This is a genomic window from Rossellomorea aquimaris (assembly GCF_001877785.1).
Taxonomy (GTDB): domain Bacteria; phylum Bacillota; class Bacilli; order Bacillales; family Bacillaceae_B; genus Rossellomorea; species Rossellomorea aquimaris_A.
In genome coordinates, this window is sequence record NZ_MINN01000150.1 from 17,321 (window position 1) to 33,488 (window position 16,168).

The 16,168-nt window shown below is 45.0% G+C and carries 18 protein-coding genes; 8 read left to right on the forward strand and 10 right to left on the reverse strand.

From position 1 onward, the window contains the following. Positions 1-433: 433 nt before the first annotated feature. Positions 434-1,939, reverse strand: coding sequence for a leucyl aminopeptidase (locus BHE18_RS21085; RefSeq protein ID WP_071620451.1), 1,506 nt, complete (start codon positions 1,937-1,939; stop codon positions 434-436). A 160-nt stretch (positions 1,940-2,099) separates the two neighbouring features. Here BHE18_RS21085 and BHE18_RS21090 point away from each other — a divergent pair, with 160 nt between their 5' ends. Both BHE18_RS21090 and BHE18_RS21095 read left to right on the forward strand, forming a co-directional pair. Beyond that, the gene (locus BHE18_RS21090) at positions 2,100-2,579 is read left to right on the forward strand and encodes a divergent PAP2 family protein (protein ID WP_071620452.1); all 480 of its coding nucleotides are present in this window, start codon (positions 2,100-2,102) and stop codon (positions 2,577-2,579) included. Positions 2,580-2,589: 10 nt separating this feature from the next. Continuing rightward, positions 2,590-3,381, forward strand: coding sequence for a cobalamin-binding protein (locus BHE18_RS21095; RefSeq protein ID WP_071620453.1), 792 nt, complete (start codon positions 2,590-2,592; stop codon positions 3,379-3,381). Positions 3,382-3,433: 52 nt separating this feature from the next. On the opposite strand, the gene BHE18_RS21100 is transcribed toward BHE18_RS21095, so the two are convergent. The 3 genes from BHE18_RS21100 to BHE18_RS23895 form a co-directional block, all read right to left on the reverse strand. Further along, positions 3,434-4,135, reverse strand: coding sequence for a 3D domain-containing protein (locus tag BHE18_RS21100; protein ID WP_071620454.1), 702 nt, complete (start codon positions 4,133-4,135; stop codon positions 3,434-3,436). Positions 4,136-4,333: 198 nt separating this feature from the next. Then, a complete protein-coding gene (locus BHE18_RS21105) occupies positions 4,334-4,657 on the reverse strand; it encodes a YuiB family protein (protein WP_071620455.1) in 324 nt (107 codons plus the stop codon). A gap of 407 nt (positions 4,658-5,064) precedes the next feature. Further along, positions 5,065-5,190 (reverse strand): YuiA family protein, encoded by a 126-nt coding sequence (locus tag BHE18_RS23895; RefSeq protein WP_162266043.1) that lies wholly within the window; start codon positions 5,188-5,190, stop codon positions 5,065-5,067. 319 nt (positions 5,191-5,509) lie between these two features. On the opposite strand from BHE18_RS23895, the gene BHE18_RS21110 reads away from it, so the two are divergent. Then, positions 5,510-6,274, forward strand: coding sequence for an STAS domain-containing protein (locus BHE18_RS21110; protein ID WP_083573923.1), 765 nt, complete (start codon positions 5,510-5,512; stop codon positions 6,272-6,274). A gap of 42 nt (positions 6,275-6,316) precedes the next feature. On the opposite strand, the gene BHE18_RS21115 is transcribed toward BHE18_RS21110, so the two are convergent. Both BHE18_RS21115 and BHE18_RS21120 read right to left on the reverse strand, forming a co-directional pair. Continuing rightward, on the reverse strand, positions 6,317-6,799 hold the full coding sequence (locus BHE18_RS21115; protein ID WP_071620457.1) for an NUDIX domain-containing protein: 483 nt from the start codon (positions 6,797-6,799) through the stop codon (positions 6,317-6,319). 408 nt (positions 6,800-7,207) lie between these two features. Then, complete coding sequence (locus BHE18_RS21120; RefSeq protein ID WP_071620458.1) at positions 7,208-8,425, reverse strand: NAD(P)/FAD-dependent oxidoreductase; 1,218 nt, start codon at positions 8,423-8,425, stop codon at positions 7,208-7,210. 452 nt (positions 8,426-8,877) lie between these two features. On the opposite strand from BHE18_RS21120, the gene yumC reads away from it, so the two are divergent. Then, positions 8,878-9,876 carry a ferredoxin--NADP reductase 2 gene (yumC, locus tag BHE18_RS21125; protein ID WP_071620579.1) on the forward strand — a complete coding sequence of 333 codons (999 nt, stop codon included), beginning with the start codon at positions 8,878-8,880 and terminating at the stop codon, positions 9,874-9,876. A 426-nt stretch (positions 9,877-10,302) separates the two neighbouring features. Next, positions 10,303-10,944: an SDR family oxidoreductase gene (locus BHE18_RS21130; protein WP_071620459.1), complete on the forward strand. Its 642-nt coding sequence runs from the start codon at positions 10,303-10,305 to the stop codon at positions 10,942-10,944. A 53-nt stretch (positions 10,945-10,997) separates the two neighbouring features. On the opposite strand, the gene BHE18_RS21135 is transcribed toward BHE18_RS21130, so the two are convergent. Next, positions 10,998-11,360: a HesB/IscA family protein gene (locus tag BHE18_RS21135; RefSeq protein ID WP_032086466.1), complete on the reverse strand. Its 363-nt coding sequence runs from the start codon at positions 11,358-11,360 to the stop codon at positions 10,998-11,000. Positions 11,361-11,659: 299 nt separating this feature from the next. On the opposite strand from BHE18_RS21135, the gene BHE18_RS21140 reads away from it, so the two are divergent. After that, on the forward strand, positions 11,660-12,367 hold the full coding sequence (locus BHE18_RS21140; protein WP_071620460.1) for a DUF2225 domain-containing protein: 708 nt from the start codon (positions 11,660-11,662) through the stop codon (positions 12,365-12,367). Positions 12,368-12,399: 32 nt separating this feature from the next. Here the strand turns inward: BHE18_RS21140 and BHE18_RS21145 are convergent, their stop codons facing one another. Further along, complete coding sequence (locus BHE18_RS21145) at positions 12,400-12,774, reverse strand: VOC family protein (RefSeq protein WP_071620461.1); 375 nt, start codon at positions 12,772-12,774, stop codon at positions 12,400-12,402. A 101-nt stretch (positions 12,775-12,875) separates the two neighbouring features. Next, positions 12,876-13,118, reverse strand: coding sequence for a YuzB family protein (locus BHE18_RS21150; RefSeq protein ID WP_032086469.1), 243 nt, complete (start codon positions 13,116-13,118; stop codon positions 12,876-12,878). Between the two features lie 314 nt (positions 13,119-13,432). On the opposite strand from BHE18_RS21150, the gene BHE18_RS21155 reads away from it, so the two are divergent. After that, positions 13,433-14,500, forward strand: a complete 1,068-nt coding sequence (locus BHE18_RS21155) for an NAD(P)/FAD-dependent oxidoreductase (protein ID WP_071620462.1) — start codon at positions 13,433-13,435, stop codon at positions 14,498-14,500. Positions 14,501-14,596: 96 nt separating this feature from the next. Here the strand turns inward: BHE18_RS21155 and BHE18_RS21160 are convergent, their stop codons facing one another. Continuing rightward, complete coding sequence (locus tag BHE18_RS21160) at positions 14,597-14,923, reverse strand: YuzD family protein (protein WP_071620463.1); 327 nt, start codon at positions 14,921-14,923, stop codon at positions 14,597-14,599. Positions 14,924-15,803: 880 nt separating this feature from the next. On the opposite strand from BHE18_RS21160, the gene BHE18_RS21170 reads away from it, so the two are divergent. After that, positions 15,804-16,040 carry a NifU family protein gene (locus tag BHE18_RS21170; protein WP_032086472.1) on the forward strand — a complete coding sequence of 79 codons (237 nt, stop codon included), beginning with the start codon at positions 15,804-15,806 and terminating at the stop codon, positions 16,038-16,040. The last annotated feature ends 128 nt before the right edge of the window (positions 16,041-16,168 follow it).

Here is a 16,168-nt window from a genome sequence, read left to right on the forward strand (position 1 = left end):
GGGGGAGATGGCTTTATATACCGCTGCCCGATTCCGTGGAAGTCTTCGCTTTCCGCGGGTGACCCGTGAGCCTCCTCGGCTTCGCCTGCTGGAAGAAAAGCGAAGGGGCTTTGCTCAGAGGCTTTGTCATAAGGCGAATCGGCCACGAAGGCGTTCTTTGCCTTCTTGGTCGATTTGACTTATGACATTTGCCTCTAAGCCCTGCAGCTGGACAGGTCTCACATTGGCCACATCTCCCGCAGGAGTCTTCGTCTTCCACTCCAATCAACAGCTGGAACGGCCACTGTATTCAGAAATTTATTTACTCCAGGACCTCCATGCCCTAATTTCTTTTTAAGATTGACAATATCCTTTAAAAGTAAACTAAATAAAATAGCCCTTCCTGATCCAATTCTCTGGATCAGGAAGGGCTTTAACAATCCTTTTATCAAACTTATTTTTCCAACGGCTGGAATCGTTCCACAAGCAGTGCAAGTGTGCGCGCCATGACGCCTGTTGCACCGGAAGGGCCAAGATCATACTGGCTCTTGGTGGTTGCGGTTCCCGCGATGTCGAGGTGCACCCATGGAAGCCCTTCGGCAAACTCGCCTACGAAGGCACCACCCATGATGGCATGTCCTGCACGGCCCGGTGAATTATTGAGATCTGCAATTTTGCTGCTTCGCACACGTTTTTTATCATATTCCGTGTAAGGAAGCTGCCAGATGAATTCACCTGATTCGCTCGACGCTTCAAGCACCTGCTCGAAGAATGCTTCATTATTAGTCAGCGCACCAGTTTTATCCTCACCCAGGGCGACGATGACTCCGCCGGTGAGCGTAGCGACATCCACGAGGTAATTCGCTCCGTGATGTTTTGCATACGTCATACCGTCTGCAAGCGCAAGGCGGCCTTCCGCATCCGTGTTCAGCACCTCGATCGTTTTCCCGCTCATCGCCGTGATGACGTCATCCGGCTTGAAAGCGGAGCCGCTGACCATGTTGTCTGTTGATGGAATCACGGCTACCACATTCTGCTCAGGCTTTGTTTCACCGATGATTTCCATCGCTCCGAGGACTGCAGCTGCGCCTCCCATATCCGTTTTCATGCCGACAATGCCGTCCTTCGGCTTGATGGAGTAGCCGCCGGTATCGAAGGTAATCCCTTTTCCGACTAATCCGATGACGTCTTTCCACTCATCTTTTCCGCTGTATTTCAATACAATCATCTTAGGCGGTTCAACCGATCCCTGATTGACAGCGAGCAGTGCGCCCATTCCGAGGTTTTCCATTTCTTCTTTATCAAGTATTTCCGCCTCGAAATCATAGCGCTCTGCAAGCTCCAGTGCGTATTCTGCCATCTTAGTGGATGTAAGCAGATTTCCAGGTGTATTCACAAGCGTACGTGCTGAATTGACTCCTCTTCCGAAAGCCGCTCCCACTCCAAGCGCCGTTTTGACTTCTTTTTCGTCTTCAACTGTCATGAATTCAATGCTGTCTACATAAATTTCAGGTTCATTTGATTTTTGCTTGTAGCCTTCAAATTGATATGTAGACATCGTGAATGCTTCTGTGAAAGCATGTGCCGCATCTTCTGCAGGCAGTTCTTCCGATGAAAAAGTATCAAGCGCCACTGAAAATGAGGACACTTTCATTTCTTTCAGTGCTTTCGAGGCCACACCCATCGCCTCTTTCAGTAAATCGAATGTCAGTTCCTTCTGTTTGCCGAGTCCGACGAACAGGATCCGTTTGCTGCCGATTTTCCCGAATGTATGTATTTTTGATAGTTTCTTAGGTTTGGATGATATATCCCCATCCTTCACCAGTGAAGTAAGATACCCTTCAAACGCGTGGTCAAGTTCTTTAAGCTCGCCGTCAAATTGCGGCTGATGATAAACACCGACCACCAGGCATTCTTTATCTGCTTCTGTTATGTTTTTCTGATTGATTGTAAAATTCATTTCCCCTGACACCTCCATTTCCCATTATACCGGAGATGTCAGCTGATTTCGACATGGGGGCATCGGCTCTGTGCAAGTTAGTTCTGAATTCATTCGGGTATGATATAATAAGAACATTATTTTATTTTCAGACTTTTAAAAAAAGATGGCAGGTGACAGCATGGAAGTATTCTTGAATTTTCCTTTGTGGGCCTCTTTATTTGCAATCTTCTTTGCACAGTTCGTGAAGGTGCCCATACAATTTATTGCAACGAGGGAATTGAACTGGTCATTAATCACTTCTACAGGCGGAATGCCGAGCTCCCACTCTGCCGCAGTGACGGCTTTATCGACAGGCGTTGCACTTGAAACCGGTCTTTCCTCCCCTATTTTTGCCGTGGCGGCGATCTTTGCCATCATTACGATGTTTGATGCCACAGGGGTAAGAAGGCAGGCGGGGGAACAAGCCATCGTGTTGAACCGGCTGACGGTAGACTTCCAGCGATTCATGACCGAAGCCAAAGGCTGGCAGAATAAACCCGAGCAGGAAAAAAGGAAAGAGTTAAAGGAACTGCTTGGACACAAACCGATCGAAGTCTTTTTCGGCGGGCTTTCAGGAATCGTCCTGACCATTATTCTGCACTATTTATTATTTATGTAGGAGTGATTCGGTGAGGCTTGTCTCTATTTGCCCCAGCAATACTGAAATCATTGATTATCTCGGCCTTACATCCAATCTGGTCGGGGTGGACGATTTTTCCGATTATCCAGAGGAGGTCCGGTCGCTTCCCAGGCTCGGACCCGACCTGTCCATCGATATGGATAAGCTCGAGTCACTGCAGCCGGATCTTGTCTTATCCTCGCTGAGCGTACCCGGCATGGAAAAGAATATCGAAGAATTGGGTAGACGGGAAATCCCCCACATCACACTGAATCCCCAAAGCTTCAATGATATCGCGGGGGACCTATTAACGGTCGGGAAAGCATGCGGAATAGAAGAAACCGCGGTGAATAGGCATCACATGTTCTTACATACGGTTGAAGAACTGAAGCGGTTGAGCAGGACCATCGGCCGTACTCCGACCCTATACTGGGAATGGTGGCCAAAGCCCGTCTTCACCCCGGGTAAGATCAATTGGCTTTCAGAACTGAGTGAAATGGCAGGCGCAAAGAACTGTTTCCGGGATGTCAACCTTGCCAGTGTCCAGACTGACTGGGAAGATGTCAGAAAGAGAGACCCAGACTATATCTGCCTTGCCTGGGTAGGTGTTCAGCAGAAACGGGTGAACCCCGGAATTGTAAAGAAGCGCCCCGGCTGGGACACAATGAAGGCCGTACAGGGAAATAGGATCCTTGTCCTCGAAGAAGCACTCTACTGCAGGCCGTCCCCGCTTCTTTTAAAAGGTGCCGTTCAGCTGGCGAAGGAGCTCCACCCTGAAGTATACGAAGGATTGGATATTTAAATGCGACATAAGAAAAGCTCGTACTCAGACTGTACTGAATACGAGCTTTTTGTCATTCCTTTGTTGATAATATCTGCTGTCTGAACACCTGCATGGACTCGTTGCTGTTCAGCTTCACCAATTCCTCTTCTGTCAGTTTTCCTGACCCCACTTGAACGAGATAAACATCAAGGGTTTGTTTTCCCCATTCGTTATAGACCTGTTCAACGGTATCGTAGTATAAGTCAAGCCTGTTCCCTTTAATTGCGCTGCCTGTATCAGCCACGACCCCGTATCCATAGTTAGGGATGAAAAGAATCGTCCCGATCGGATAGACGGATGTATCTGCCGCAATCGTAGAATAGAGGTCCCGTTTCACTTTTACGCCTGAATATGTAATTCCGTAACCTGGGTGCCCCGGATTTTTCCCTGTGGATTCGACTCCGGCTGTATAGCCGGTTGCCACAACCCGGTTACTCGGATACTGATCCCAGTTGACCGAATTTTCGAGCGTCGGAGCTTTCCCTTCAACAGGTTTTGATGAAATCAACGTTTTTACTCCGGTAAGTCTCTTCAAAAATTTAAAAGACAATGATATATGATTGGTTTTATGATCTTCCGTATAACGTTCTGACTGATGCGCGCGATTGTCATTCAGCCAGGACTTAAACGTCTGGGCTTCCACCCCCGATACCGCTTGAAAGGTGGTGCCTAATGCCAGCAAAAATAAACTGGTCATGATGATTCGTTTCGTCCATATACTTACCAAATTCATGAATTCACTCCTCTCACCCTTATTCCTTCCCCAAGGGTTTGGGAATTATTCATAAATTGATAAAAAAATCGAATAGTTTCATTTTTTGGAAAATAATAGATTGTGATAATTCCTCGGAAAAAGGAATTTAGGCTTGCTTCTGAGAGATGCAAATAAAAAACCGTTCAACCCGATATCTTACGGTTAAACGGCAGAAAATTAAAACATTCTGTATCCTTTTGCTCTCAAAATCCGCATCACAATCCCTGATAGAATCGCTCCTGTCAGGCCGCTGCCCAAAATCAGAAGATCAGCCAGGGCTAAACTGCTCAGTTTGGTTCCCAATTCCGACAATGACTCACCCGCATTCCGGAAATATTCTATAAAGCGGACATCATCTACTATAAAAATGACAACAAGCGGATAGATGACCGCCATGATCCAAGTCATTCGCAATAACATATTCAGCAAGAATCCGATTCCAAAAAACAGAACCAGGAACAGAAGCATCGAAATGATCATTACATGTATAGGCATATACAGTCTGCACCTCCATAAACACTAAAGCTTAGTGTACTCAATGTTTATGAAAGCGTCAATCTTTTGGAAGACGTATTCACAAAATCAACAAAAATAGAAATGCGGAGGCGGCTCGTTCAGCCCCGACAAGCATAAGATAAATGGGCCGGGAAGGCGCTTTTTGCCTTCTTGGACCATTTATCTTATGACCTCGAGGGGCTAGCCGCCGCAGCTGGACAAGTCTCATATAAGCTACTCTTCCCGCAGGAGTCTTCGTCTTGCACTCCAATCAACCGCTGGAGAGAACCTCCATACACCTATAAAACTAAACAAAAACCCGAACAGATTTGCCTGCTCTAAGACAAATTTGTTCGGGTTTATTTAGACTAAAACACTTTTGTTCCAGCCTCTTTTTAACATAATCGTAAGTTCTATTTCTGTTTCCCGCTGCCACCGCAGCAAGGGCAAGTCTCAGAACCACCCAACACTAACTGAAAGTATCCTTTTCCTGAACAGTATAGACAAAATTTTGTTTTCGTACTTGCAGTAGCTCTCATGATTCCCTCTCCTTTGGGTTTGTTTTTTTAATTTTCTGATAATATACCATCTATCCTCTACAATGAAAAGGGACATATTAGAGGATGTACCTCTAAGAAAGCGAATACATTGCTTGTTATCTTTTATTATCTCTCTTTTTCATATAATTTACTGAATTTTTAAATAAATTATAATAACGCGAATGCTTGCCTGAATGTTAAGTCTTTCCCCGCAGTCCAATCCCTTCTTTATCCATTTCATTTTACATTTTTCTTGTTTGTTATATACTTGTATTAGAAATACATGTATAAATCGCATAAACAAGGTGGAGTACCAAAAATGAACAGTTCCATTCCTATCAATATTACAAGTACCGATGCCTTAAACAGCATCGGAGAAAATATTATTATCGCCGACAAGGATTATAACGTCACATGGATGAATGCAACAGCAGTCAAGTCCATGACAGCCATTGCCCCGCTATTCGGCCTGGAGGGGGCTGAACAAATCATCGGGATGAATATGGACGAGTTTCACAGGATGCCGCAGTATCAGCGCAGGATCATGTCAGGACTTCAAGAAGCACATCGGGCAAGGATCAATATCAGGAATAAGTTCGCTGCAGATATTGTCATCAGTCCCATCACGAGTGCAGCCCATTCAGGTCAAGTAGAGGGCTATATGGTCATGCTTATGGACGTTACCTCCAAGGCTGAAGAGGAAAAGAAAAGAGAGAGTATGATTGCGGAGCTGTCGGTGCCCATTTTGCATATTTGGGAAAAGACGATCGCGCTGCCGCTCAAAGGAGAACTGGACCATGAACGGGGAGAAAAGGTGATCAGCACGGTACTTGAGGAGTGTGTCTCAGGCGGCACCGAATACGTCATGATCAGCCTCAGCGGAATCAACAGGTTTGATGACAGCATCAGACAAAATCTCCAAAACCTATATGACTGCCTGAAGTTGATCGGGGTCGAATGCATCATCGTCGGGATTACCCCCGAAGTTGCCATCCGGATCGGTGAGTTTAAAGGAATTGTTACGTTCAGTCATTCAAATGTCGGACTCAAATATATCATGTCTAAATTGGACAGCGAAATCTAATAGAAAAGGTGATGGAAGCACCAAAATGCCTCCATCACCTTTTTACATAAACAATTTATAACTTGTATACCCAAACTGTTCGCCGGGGTCCAATCCTTCTATGGCCTGGTGACGCTGCAGTAAGTCACCCTGTTTCAACATCTCATGAATCATCACGGAGGTTTTCCCATCAATCATCAAGGCATTGGGTGATTTCCACTGCACATCGAACAATTCATTTTTTTCTATTTTTATTTGATCGGTTTCGACATGATTTAAATGAAAGATAATCATATTATCACTGATTTCATTGCCGATTACCCCCGTACGCACCCCGATGATGCCATTCACGGTTGTTGTGAGCCCCGTCTCCTCCCTAACCTCGCGGATGACGGCTTCATCCACTGTTTCACCTTCATTGACGAACCCCGCCGGTAATGACCACATGCCTTTCAATCCGCCGTATCTCTTATTAACTACAAGCCAATTTCCTTCTTTATCTATAACAAGTCCGGCAACAGCCAGCCATACTTTTCCCCTTTTCAATCTGCTCCTCCTCTTCTTGTCGTTTTCTCTTTCCTTTAAGGTACTACAGGATGGGAAGATAGGAAAGGCATGTGTGGATTTTCAGGAAGGAAGGTCTATATAATAATGCCCAGTGAGCCTGGCTCATAATGCCTATTTTGAGCCAGGCCCGGCTTTGAGGGTTTGGTTTCAATGCAGCTGAAAGGAAGGCTCTTTGGAAGATATGCGGAATTTATCGATTTTCAAAGGATTGTCGGTAACATAAATGAATTTGTTGATAAACTCGAATTTTTGTTGATAAAAGTGAATTTTCGTTGGTAAATCCTCATTTTGGTTGATAACCATTCAAAAAACGTTGATAAACTAGCCTCGTAACAAAGAAACTAAAAAAAGCAGAGTGGGATCCACTCTGCTTTTACTCACTTCATATTAAAAGAACTTGAATTTACCTTTTTTGAATACAAGTGAAGGTCCGCCAACCATGTATAATGCACGGTTGTCTACTACTTTCTTCATGAATGACGCTTTCGTACCAGTAAGTTTTTTTCCGTAAACGACACCGATTGCGTCGTTTTCACCAAGTGAACATACTGTACCTTTGATATCTGGAGTGAATTCTTCCAGATCATCTTTTCCATGAAGAAGAGCTGCGATATTGCGAGCACATACTTCGCCTTGCTGCATCGCAATCTGGGCAGTCGGAGGATATGGACGTTCAGTTTCCTCGTTGATCATCAATGAACAGTCCCCGATGATGAAGATGTTATCATGTCCAGGCACACGAAGATCCCTGTTGATCTTGACGCGGGCACGCATGTTTTCAATGCCTGCTTTTTCAATGACACGGTTACCGCGGACACCTGCTGCCCATACGATTGTTCCGGCTTTGATTTCTTCCACTTCATCTTCACTCTTTGCAATGAGGACGCTGCCTGCTTTTGCTTCTTTAAGCGGTGTTCCGATATGGAATTCCACGCCTTTTTTCTCAAGTGTGGCACGTGCATATTTCACAAGTTCCGGATCGAAGCCAGGCAGGATCATAGGAGCTGCCTCCACGCATACGATACGTACTTTGGAACGGTCGATATCATATTCTTTGCAAAGTTCAGGAACACGGTTACCGAGTTCACCTAGGAATTCGATACCAGTGAAGCCTGCGCCGCCCACTACGATTGTCAGGCGTTCGTCTTTAGGCACTTCCTCATTCTTATACGTAGCAAATTGAAGTTCAATATGCTCACGGATCTGACGGGCAGAGTTGACGTTAGAAATCATGAAAGCATGCTCATGCAAACCCTGGATGCCGAACGTTTCGGATTCTGCACCAAGTGCAATGACCAGGTAATCGAATTCGACTTCCCCTTGGCTTGTAATGACTTTCTTTTCTTCAACTTTAATGTCATCGACAGTTGTCTGTAAGAAGTTCACTTTGCTTGTATTCACAACGTCCTTGACGTCATAGCGTACACGGTCATGATGAAGAGTCCCTGCAGAAGCTTCATGCAGCCATGTTGTTTCATAGTGGTAGTCATTTTTATTAATAAGGATGACTTCCGCTTCGTTCGTACCCAATTGCTTCTGAAGACGAGTTACTGTCATAAGCCCGCCGTAACCTGCACCTAAAACAACGATTCTTGGCTTTCTCAACTGAATCACATCCACCTTTTTGATTGTATTTGCGTCGGATACTCTTAGAGTCCTCCACATCAGTCTTTTTTATCCCGTCAATCTGCTGCTACTATCTCTTTCCCCTTTTGAAGGAACCAAAACAAATGGAGCGGGATTTTTCTGTAGAACAGAAAGTGATTAATAAAGAATAAAATAAAAACAAAAAATAAGTTTGTGACATTCTTCACGTACTATTCCAGAACGCAAAAATTGTCATAAATTCTTAACAATATGCCTACATTACATAATATTCTTTTTACCTCATCTTTTCAAGGTATTACGGATAAATAATCATTCTTGGGAAAATTGCGACAATACCTCCACCGTTAATAACTGAACATTCCAAAAAACAATCTAAATTTTGGGAAGGATTGAACCCTCTATGATAGAATAAAGTTATTGAGAAGGAACTTAATTTGGGAGGGATCTACTTGAAGGAAGACCAAAAGGTTTACGATATTACGATCATAGGAGGAGGCCCGACAGGGTTATTCACTGCTTTCTATGGCGGGATGAGAAAAGCTTCAGTAAAGATCATCGAAAGTCTGCCGCAATTAGGCGGTCAGCTATCCACCCTTTATCCCGAAAAATACATATATGACGTGGCCGGTTTCCCCAAGGTGAAGGCTCAGGACCTTGTAAACAACCTCAAGGAACAGATGGCCAAGTTCGAAACCACGATCTGCCTTGAGCAGGCAGTTGAAGGAGTGGAAAAACAGGGAGACGGCTGTTTCAAGCTCTCTACTGATAAAGAAGTTCACTATTCAAAGACGATTATCATCACGGCCGGGAACGGTGCATTTCAGCCGAGACGCCTTGAGCTGGAAAATGCCATTCAATATGAAGGAAAGAATCTTCACTATTTTGTCGACAATATGGAACAATTCAAAGGAAAGAAAGTCGCAATCTGCGGCGGCGGTGATTCTGCGGTCGACTGGGCGCTCATGCTTGAACCGATTGCAGAAAAGGTCTATCTCATCCACAGAAGGGATAAATTCCGCGCCCATGAACACAGTGTGGAGAATTTGCACAATTCATCAGTCGAACTCAAAACTCCGTACGTACCAGCTGAAATCGTCGAGGACGAATCAAGAATCCATCAGCTGATCCTTGAAGAAGTCCGCGGGGATGAAAAGGAAATTCTGGATATCGACGAGCTGATTGTCAACTTCGGATTCGTTTCTTCTCTTGGCCCCATCAAAGACTGGGGGCTCGAAATCGAGAAAAACTCCATCGTCGTCAATTCCCGTATGGAAACGAACATAGAAGGCATATATGCAGCCGGGGATATCTCGACGTATGACGGAAAAGTAAAACTGATTGCCAGCGGCTTCGGTGAAGCCCCTACCGCCGTCAACAACGCAAAAGCCTACATGGATCCAAAAGCACGGGTCCAGCCGATGCACAGTACATCGATGTTTACGGATTGATCAGAAAGAAAGAATTTAGGATAGATTACTTTAGTAAAGTAAAACCCGAACTATTTCAAATTAGTTCGGGTTTTTATAGTTTTTTACAAACAAACCTTTAGTTATTTAGCTCATTCCAGCGTTTGATTGGAGTGCAAGACGCAGACTCCTGCGGGAAGAGTAGCTTATGTGAGACCCCGCAGGAACGCAGTGACGAGGAGGCTCACGGGCTACCCGCGGAAAGCGGAGTCTTGCACGGAAATCATTAGCGGTGATTAAAGGTCATACCACGATATTTAACATAAGTAAGTGTTTTTATTTTGCCGACTCAAATCATCGGCAGAAAATAGAGAATTCAGATGGCTAACCTAACCGTTTGTTTATTTTAGCAAGGAATGGGTAGACCAATAATAAAGGCAAAAATCTTACAAAGGATGTTGAATAAAGATGAATGTACTTGTTATTGGAGCAAACGGCCATACCGGCCGACTGGTATTGGAAGAACTGAAGAACAGCACACAGCACATTTCCAAAGCGATGATCCGTAAAGCGGAACAGACTAAAGATATGGAGGATCTCGGCGCCAGACCGATTGTTGCCGATCTTGAACAGGACTTTTCTTATGCACTTGAAAACGTGAATGCGGTTATTTTTGCTGCCGGAAGCGGCAGCAAAACAGGAGAAGACAAAACCATCACGATCGATCAGGAAGGTGCAAAAAAAGCGGTCGACTATGCAAAGGAAAAAGGCATCGAACGCTTTGTCATGCTCAGTTCGATGGGTGCCGACCAGCCGGAAAACGCGCCGGAAGGCATGGGAGTGTACTTAAAGGCGAAGCATGATGCAGATGTACATCTAAAAGAAAGCGGACTGAACTATACGATCGTCCGTCCCGGTGCACTGACACATGATGATGCGAAAGGAAAAATAATCGCACAGTCATCAATAGAAGACAAAAGCGGTGACATCCCGCGTGCAGATGTGGCCAAGGTTCTGGTGGAATCGTTGACTGCACCGGATACGAACCATAAGGTATTTGAAATACTGAGCGGTGAAACACCGATTGAAGAAGCTTTGACAAGGGTATAAAACCAAAAAAAGGACCCTCCCGGGAATCGGGAGGGTCCTTCTTCATTTATCTTTTAGCAGTTCTCAGGAGTCCCTTTATTCGTCGCTGTCACGAACGAGGATCCGCATCCGCATGAAGCGATTGCATTCGGATTGTCGATCGTAAAGCCTCCACCCATCATGGACTGCTTATAATCAATTTTTGTACCATTTAGAATGGGTGCATCTTCCTTTGAAACAACCAGCTTCAGTCCGAACTGTTCCAGGACTTCATCGCCTTCCTGCACCTCATGTTCGAAACCCATTCCGTATGAAAGGCCGCTGCAGCCTCCCCCTTTAACCGATACGCGAAGCATGGCATCTGCCTCATCATGTTCCTTCATCATATCTTTAATCTGAAGGGCAGCAGCTTCCGTAAGAATTACAACTTCACTCATTCACTACACCTCCAACCTTTTCTCTTCTTACTATTAGTATACTCCTTTCTATTTTACTACTCAACAGATGGGAACTATGTGAATGACATCTGCCCCTTCTGAATTAATTTCATTTGTTGACGGTGCCGGTGGTATGATGCCTGGCTCAAATCAACCCCTTTGTGCCTGGCACCCAGCCCCCGCCCTCCCACCAAGTATAAGTACCCAACAATCAACCACTCCCCTGAAGAAAAGACTAGTCTCCACGCGCTCAAACAAGGTATAATAAGGAAAATAGTCCCCTTCACAAGGTGAGATTGATGACTGAAGTAACTCCTTACTACGATAAAAAAATCCAATGCCTCGCATGCAGGCATTCCTATTCCACTACCAAAATCCGCTCCCGTTTCGTCAAAGTCAAAGGCCATGAAAGCGACTTCTGTCCCCTATACAGCTCTAATGAAATCAACCCTTTACTCTACAATGTAACCGTCTGCCCCCGATGCGGATTTTCTTTTACAGATGAATTCAGCAAATACATTGTACCGGTATTAAAAAAAGACCTCGAGAAGAAAATCAGCCGGCAATGGGAGCCCCAGGACTACGGCGATATCCGTACTTTGGAAGATGCAATCAAAACATACAAACTCGCTGCCTATTGCGCACTGATTAAAAAGGAAAAGAAAATCATGGTTGCCGGACTCTATTTGCGGACGGCATGGCTGTACCGAAAACTCAATCAGGCAGAACAGGAAAGAAGATTCATCAATCTGGCCACCCATGAATATATCGAGTCCTATTTGAACGATGATTTCAAAGGGACAGCTATGTCCGAAACGAAACTTCTCTATCTGATTGCAGAACTCCTCCGCCGTCAGGATAAAGTTGATGAAGCTGTAAAATATCTTTCAAAAGTAATTGAAAAACAGCATCTTTCAACTGAGCCGAAGATTGTGGAAATGGCCAGGGAACGCTGGCATGAAATGAGGGAGAGCTACAAGGATCAGAAACGGAACACCCCCGCTTAATAAGCTAAAAAAAGAAAGCCGGAGCAGCCGCTCTAGCTTTCTTCATATATGCCTGGACTGTAAGCCTCAAGCATGTTACCATCTGGGTCAAAAAACTTAAAGTGGCTTTGGTGAGCCGGGGCCTCTTCTACTTTGACCTTTTTTTCGCGCAGCTTGTCATAGAGAGTACCTTTGTATTTCCTAGAAATTTGCAGCACAGGATAAGTTGAATGATTTTTACCTGCTGCTTCTTTGTCTTGAATTAAACAAAGGGTCCCTAAGGGAGAACCCCTTCCGAATGAAAGTACGACCGTCTTACCGTAATCTTTTTCTATTTTACACTGCAGTACATCACTGTACCAATTCTTAGCTGCCCCAATATTGGTCACCATTATGTTGGTCTGCATGACACCCAGGAAAACACTCATATCCTCACCCTTTCCTTATCATACTTTTCTAATTCACCATAACTCTTCCAATTCCTTCCTGAAAACAAAAAAAGCCGACCCAAAGGATCAGCTTCTGCATATTAAAACATCGGATTTTCTTCTAGGTGCTTATAGATATTTTCCACCAATTCTTCTGGTGTATCCCCTTCGACAGGTTCACCATTCACTAATGCGTAAAAAGATGAAGCACATTTACCGCAGTAGCCCAGGCAGCCGTACTCGATGACATCGAGATTCGGATCTCTTTCTAATATTTCAAGCGCTTTTTGCGCTCCGCTCGCTAAATTACTGATGCAAAATTCGATAATAGGCAGCAATTTCATCACCTCTCTACTCTCTGTAATGCTACCTTTTTTTATTTCCCCCGTCAATCATTGCGCATGGTATATCCGTATAACAGATTGTGAACTATTTCCCTTATTTCTGTTGTGAAAACGAGGTTATTTCGATATACTTTTAATGTTAATAGGTTTATTTATTGAATAAATGTTCTAAATGTGAATCATATTGAAAATGCTTACTTTTCAGGACACCCGTCCTTTTACCTTTACCAAGGTAGAGCCCTGACTCTACCAGGTAGAGATCCTTACATAAATACGCTATCAAAATTGCTGAGAGCCAAAAAGGGGAAATGATCATGAAACAACTAGTGCTGCTTGGCGGAGGATATGGCAATATGCGAGTCCTTCTCCGCTTGTTACCGAACCAACTCCCGGATGATGTATCCATTACGTTAATTGACCGCAATCCTTACCACAGCTTGAAAACGGAGTACTACGCTCTGGCAGCAGGCACGATATCCGATCACCATGTACGCGTATCTTTCCCGGAGCATGATCGATTATCCTATGTGTACGGAGAGATTTCAAAGATTGATACAAAAAATAAGCTTGTTCATCTTCAGGACCAGGATGCCGTTCCGTACGATGACCTTGTCGTCGGCCTCGGCTGTGAAGATAAATATCATAATGTGCCCGGTGCCGATGAATTCACATACAGCATCCAAACGATCGACAAGTCGCGGAGGACCTATCAAACACTTAATAATCTTCCCGCCGGCTCAATCGTTGGGATCGTCGGGGCAGGACTCAGCGGCATCGAGCTTGCCAGTGAACTGCGTGAAAGCCGCTCCGATCTTAAGATCAAGCTCTTTGACCGCGGAACCCGGATCCTGAATGCGTTCCCGGAACGCTTGAGCTCTTATGTACACGGCTGGTTCGAAGAAAACAATGTAGAAATCGTGAATAATTCAAATATCACAAAAGTAGAGCCCAACACGCTTCATAACCACGAAGAACAGATTTACTGCGATGCCATCGTCTGGACCGCCGGCATACAGCCGACACGCGTTGTCCGTGAGATGGAAGTGGAAAAAGACTCAAGCGGCCGCGTTGTAATTTCTAAATATCATAACCTTCCGGACGATGAACATGTCTATGTCGTCGGGGACTGCGCGAGCCTCCCACAGGCGCCGAGTGCACAGCTGGCAGAGGGACAGGCGGAACAAATCGTCCAGATCCTGTTGAAGCGCTGGAAGGATGAGCCTTTGCCGGAAGAACTGCCCAAGATCAAACTGAAGGGGATTCTTGGCTCACTTGGTAAAAAGCACGGATTCGGCCTGGTGAACGAGCGCTCCATCACAGGACGCGTCGCGCGCCTTCTAAAATCAGGTGTTTTATGGATGTACAAGTATCATAATGGATGAATGGACGAAGAAACCGCCTCTGACCGGCGGTTTCTTTTTTGTTTGCTTATTAACAAAAAAGACCCTCCCTAAAAGGAAAGTCTTCTATACTCTTAATTAAACAGCCTTATACCCATACTTCTCAAGCTCCGTGTAAATTGTCTTCAAACGGGGATTCCCTTCCCCGACCACGTTGCCTTCCAGGAGGACAACCGGATAAAACATATCCTCTTCAATCACTCTTTCGGCGAAGCTTCTGACGGCTTCATCCTCCGGCGGGTTGTAGATGTCTATATATTTTATGATGAATGGCTGATCCGGATATTTGCGGCCCACTGCAGCCTCAAGCCATTCATAAGTTTCCTTAGATGACGGCATATTCACACAACTCGGACAAATGATCTCAGCCCCGTACACATGAATCTCAACCGGTTTACGTTCCATACTCATCTCCCCCTTCATTTCCCCTCATACCATCATTCTACAAAAAAATTAGCAAAGTGGAAATAAAAATGAGGTTTCACAGCAAGTTTTTGATAAATGAGGATAGTGGACCGGACCTTTATACGAAAACACCAAAAAAAGGTTGGATTAAAGACTATAAATATTTGGCACCCCACCTTTTCAGGATGAAATGGTGTGCACTTATCCATTTTCATAACCGGATCCAGCGATTGATTGTAGTGCAAAACGTAGACTCCTGCGGGAAAAGCGTGTTAGGTGAGACTTGTCCAGCTCCGGCGGCTAGAGGCTCGAGGTCATAAGACAATCAATCCAGAAAGGCAAAAAGCGCCTTTCCGGCTTGCTCGCCTTATGCTTGTCGCCTCTGGGCGAGCCGCCTGCGCTTTTCTGTTTGTCCAGCTCCACGGCTTAGAGGCACATGACATAAGTCAACTTGCCCAAGAAGGCAAAGAACGCCTTCGTGGACGATTCGCCTTGTGCCACCCGCCTCTGACCAAAGCCCTTCCGCTTTTCTAACCCGCAGGCGAAGCCGAGGAGGCTCACCAACCGCCCGCGGAAAGCGAAGTTTTGCACGGAAATCATTAGCGTCGATGAGAGGAATCAAAAAAGTTGAGAAGTCAAAAAGAGCTTCTCTATTTTAGGTTGCCTAAAAACAAAAATTAGTTTGGGTGAGTATTTTGACAGTTTCGTTCATATCAAGAGGCTCACGGGCTGCCCGCAGAAGCGAAGTCTTTCACGGAATCGGGCAGCGGTGTTAAGAACTGTGTCACCCCCAAAAAAGAAATTCCCAATTGTTTGCGGGTTGATAGATTTTTTACAGATATGTCATTATAATAGAGAGTAAGGAAAGGAGTAGATAATGATGGCTGATCAAGCACAATTTGATTCCGTACAGGAAGTACTAGATAAATTACGTCCGTTCCTACTTCGCGATGGCGGGGACTGTGAACTGGTTGACGTGGAAGACGGCATCGTGAAGCTGCGTCTGTTAGGCGCATGCGGAAGCTGCCCGAGTTCAACAATTACACTTAAAGCCGGTATCGAACGCGCACTAGTCGAAGAAGTACCGGGAATCGTAGAAGTAGAACAAGTTTTCTAATTCAAACTTACTTGATGACTCATGCATTTGAGTCATCTTTTTTATGCCCTCAAAGTTCTCCCCCGGTGAATGCCCAGGCCTTCAATCGGGCATAATAACCAATAAACACCATCAATTCCAGCATATTT

Coding starts and splice junctions, on each gene's coding strand:
- BHE18_RS21085 (WP_071620451.1), bottom strand. CDS start 1,939: ATGAATTTTACAATCAATCAGAAAAACATAACAGAAGCAGATAAAGAA.
- BHE18_RS21170 (WP_032086472.1), top strand. CDS start 15,804: ATGGCTGATCAAGCACAATTTGATTCCGTACAGGAAGTACTAGATAAA.
- BHE18_RS21090 (WP_071620452.1), top strand. CDS start 2,100: ATGGAAGTATTCTTGAATTTTCCTTTGTGGGCCTCTTTATTTGCAATC.
- BHE18_RS21145 (WP_071620461.1), bottom strand. CDS start 12,774: ATGAGTGTTTTCCTGGGTGTCATGCAGACCAACATAATGGTGACCAAT.
- BHE18_RS21140 (WP_071620460.1), top strand. CDS start 11,660: ATGACTGAAGTAACTCCTTACTACGATAAAAAAATCCAATGCCTCGCA.
- BHE18_RS21135 (WP_032086466.1), bottom strand. CDS start 11,360: ATGAGTGAAGTTGTAATTCTTACGGAAGCTGCTGCCCTTCAGATTAAA.
- BHE18_RS21100 (WP_071620454.1), bottom strand. CDS start 4,135: ATGAATTTGGTAAGTATATGGACGAAACGAATCATCATGACCAGTTTA.
- BHE18_RS21160 (WP_071620463.1), bottom strand. CDS start 14,923: ATGGAACGTAAACCGGTTGAGATTCATGTGTACGGGGCTGAGATCATT.
- BHE18_RS21155 (WP_071620462.1), top strand. CDS start 13,433: ATGAAACAACTAGTGCTGCTTGGCGGAGGATATGGCAATATGCGAGTC.
- BHE18_RS21150 (WP_032086469.1), bottom strand. CDS start 13,118: ATGAAATTGCTGCCTATTATCGAATTTTGCATCAGTAATTTAGCGAGC.
- BHE18_RS21110 (WP_083573923.1), top strand. CDS start 5,510: ATGAACAGTTCCATTCCTATCAATATTACAAGTACCGATGCCTTAAAC.
- BHE18_RS21130 (WP_071620459.1), top strand. CDS start 10,303: ATGAATGTACTTGTTATTGGAGCAAACGGCCATACCGGCCGACTGGTA.
- BHE18_RS23895 (WP_162266043.1), bottom strand. CDS start 5,190: ATGAGAGCTACTGCAAGTACGAAAACAAAATTTTGTCTATACTGTTCA.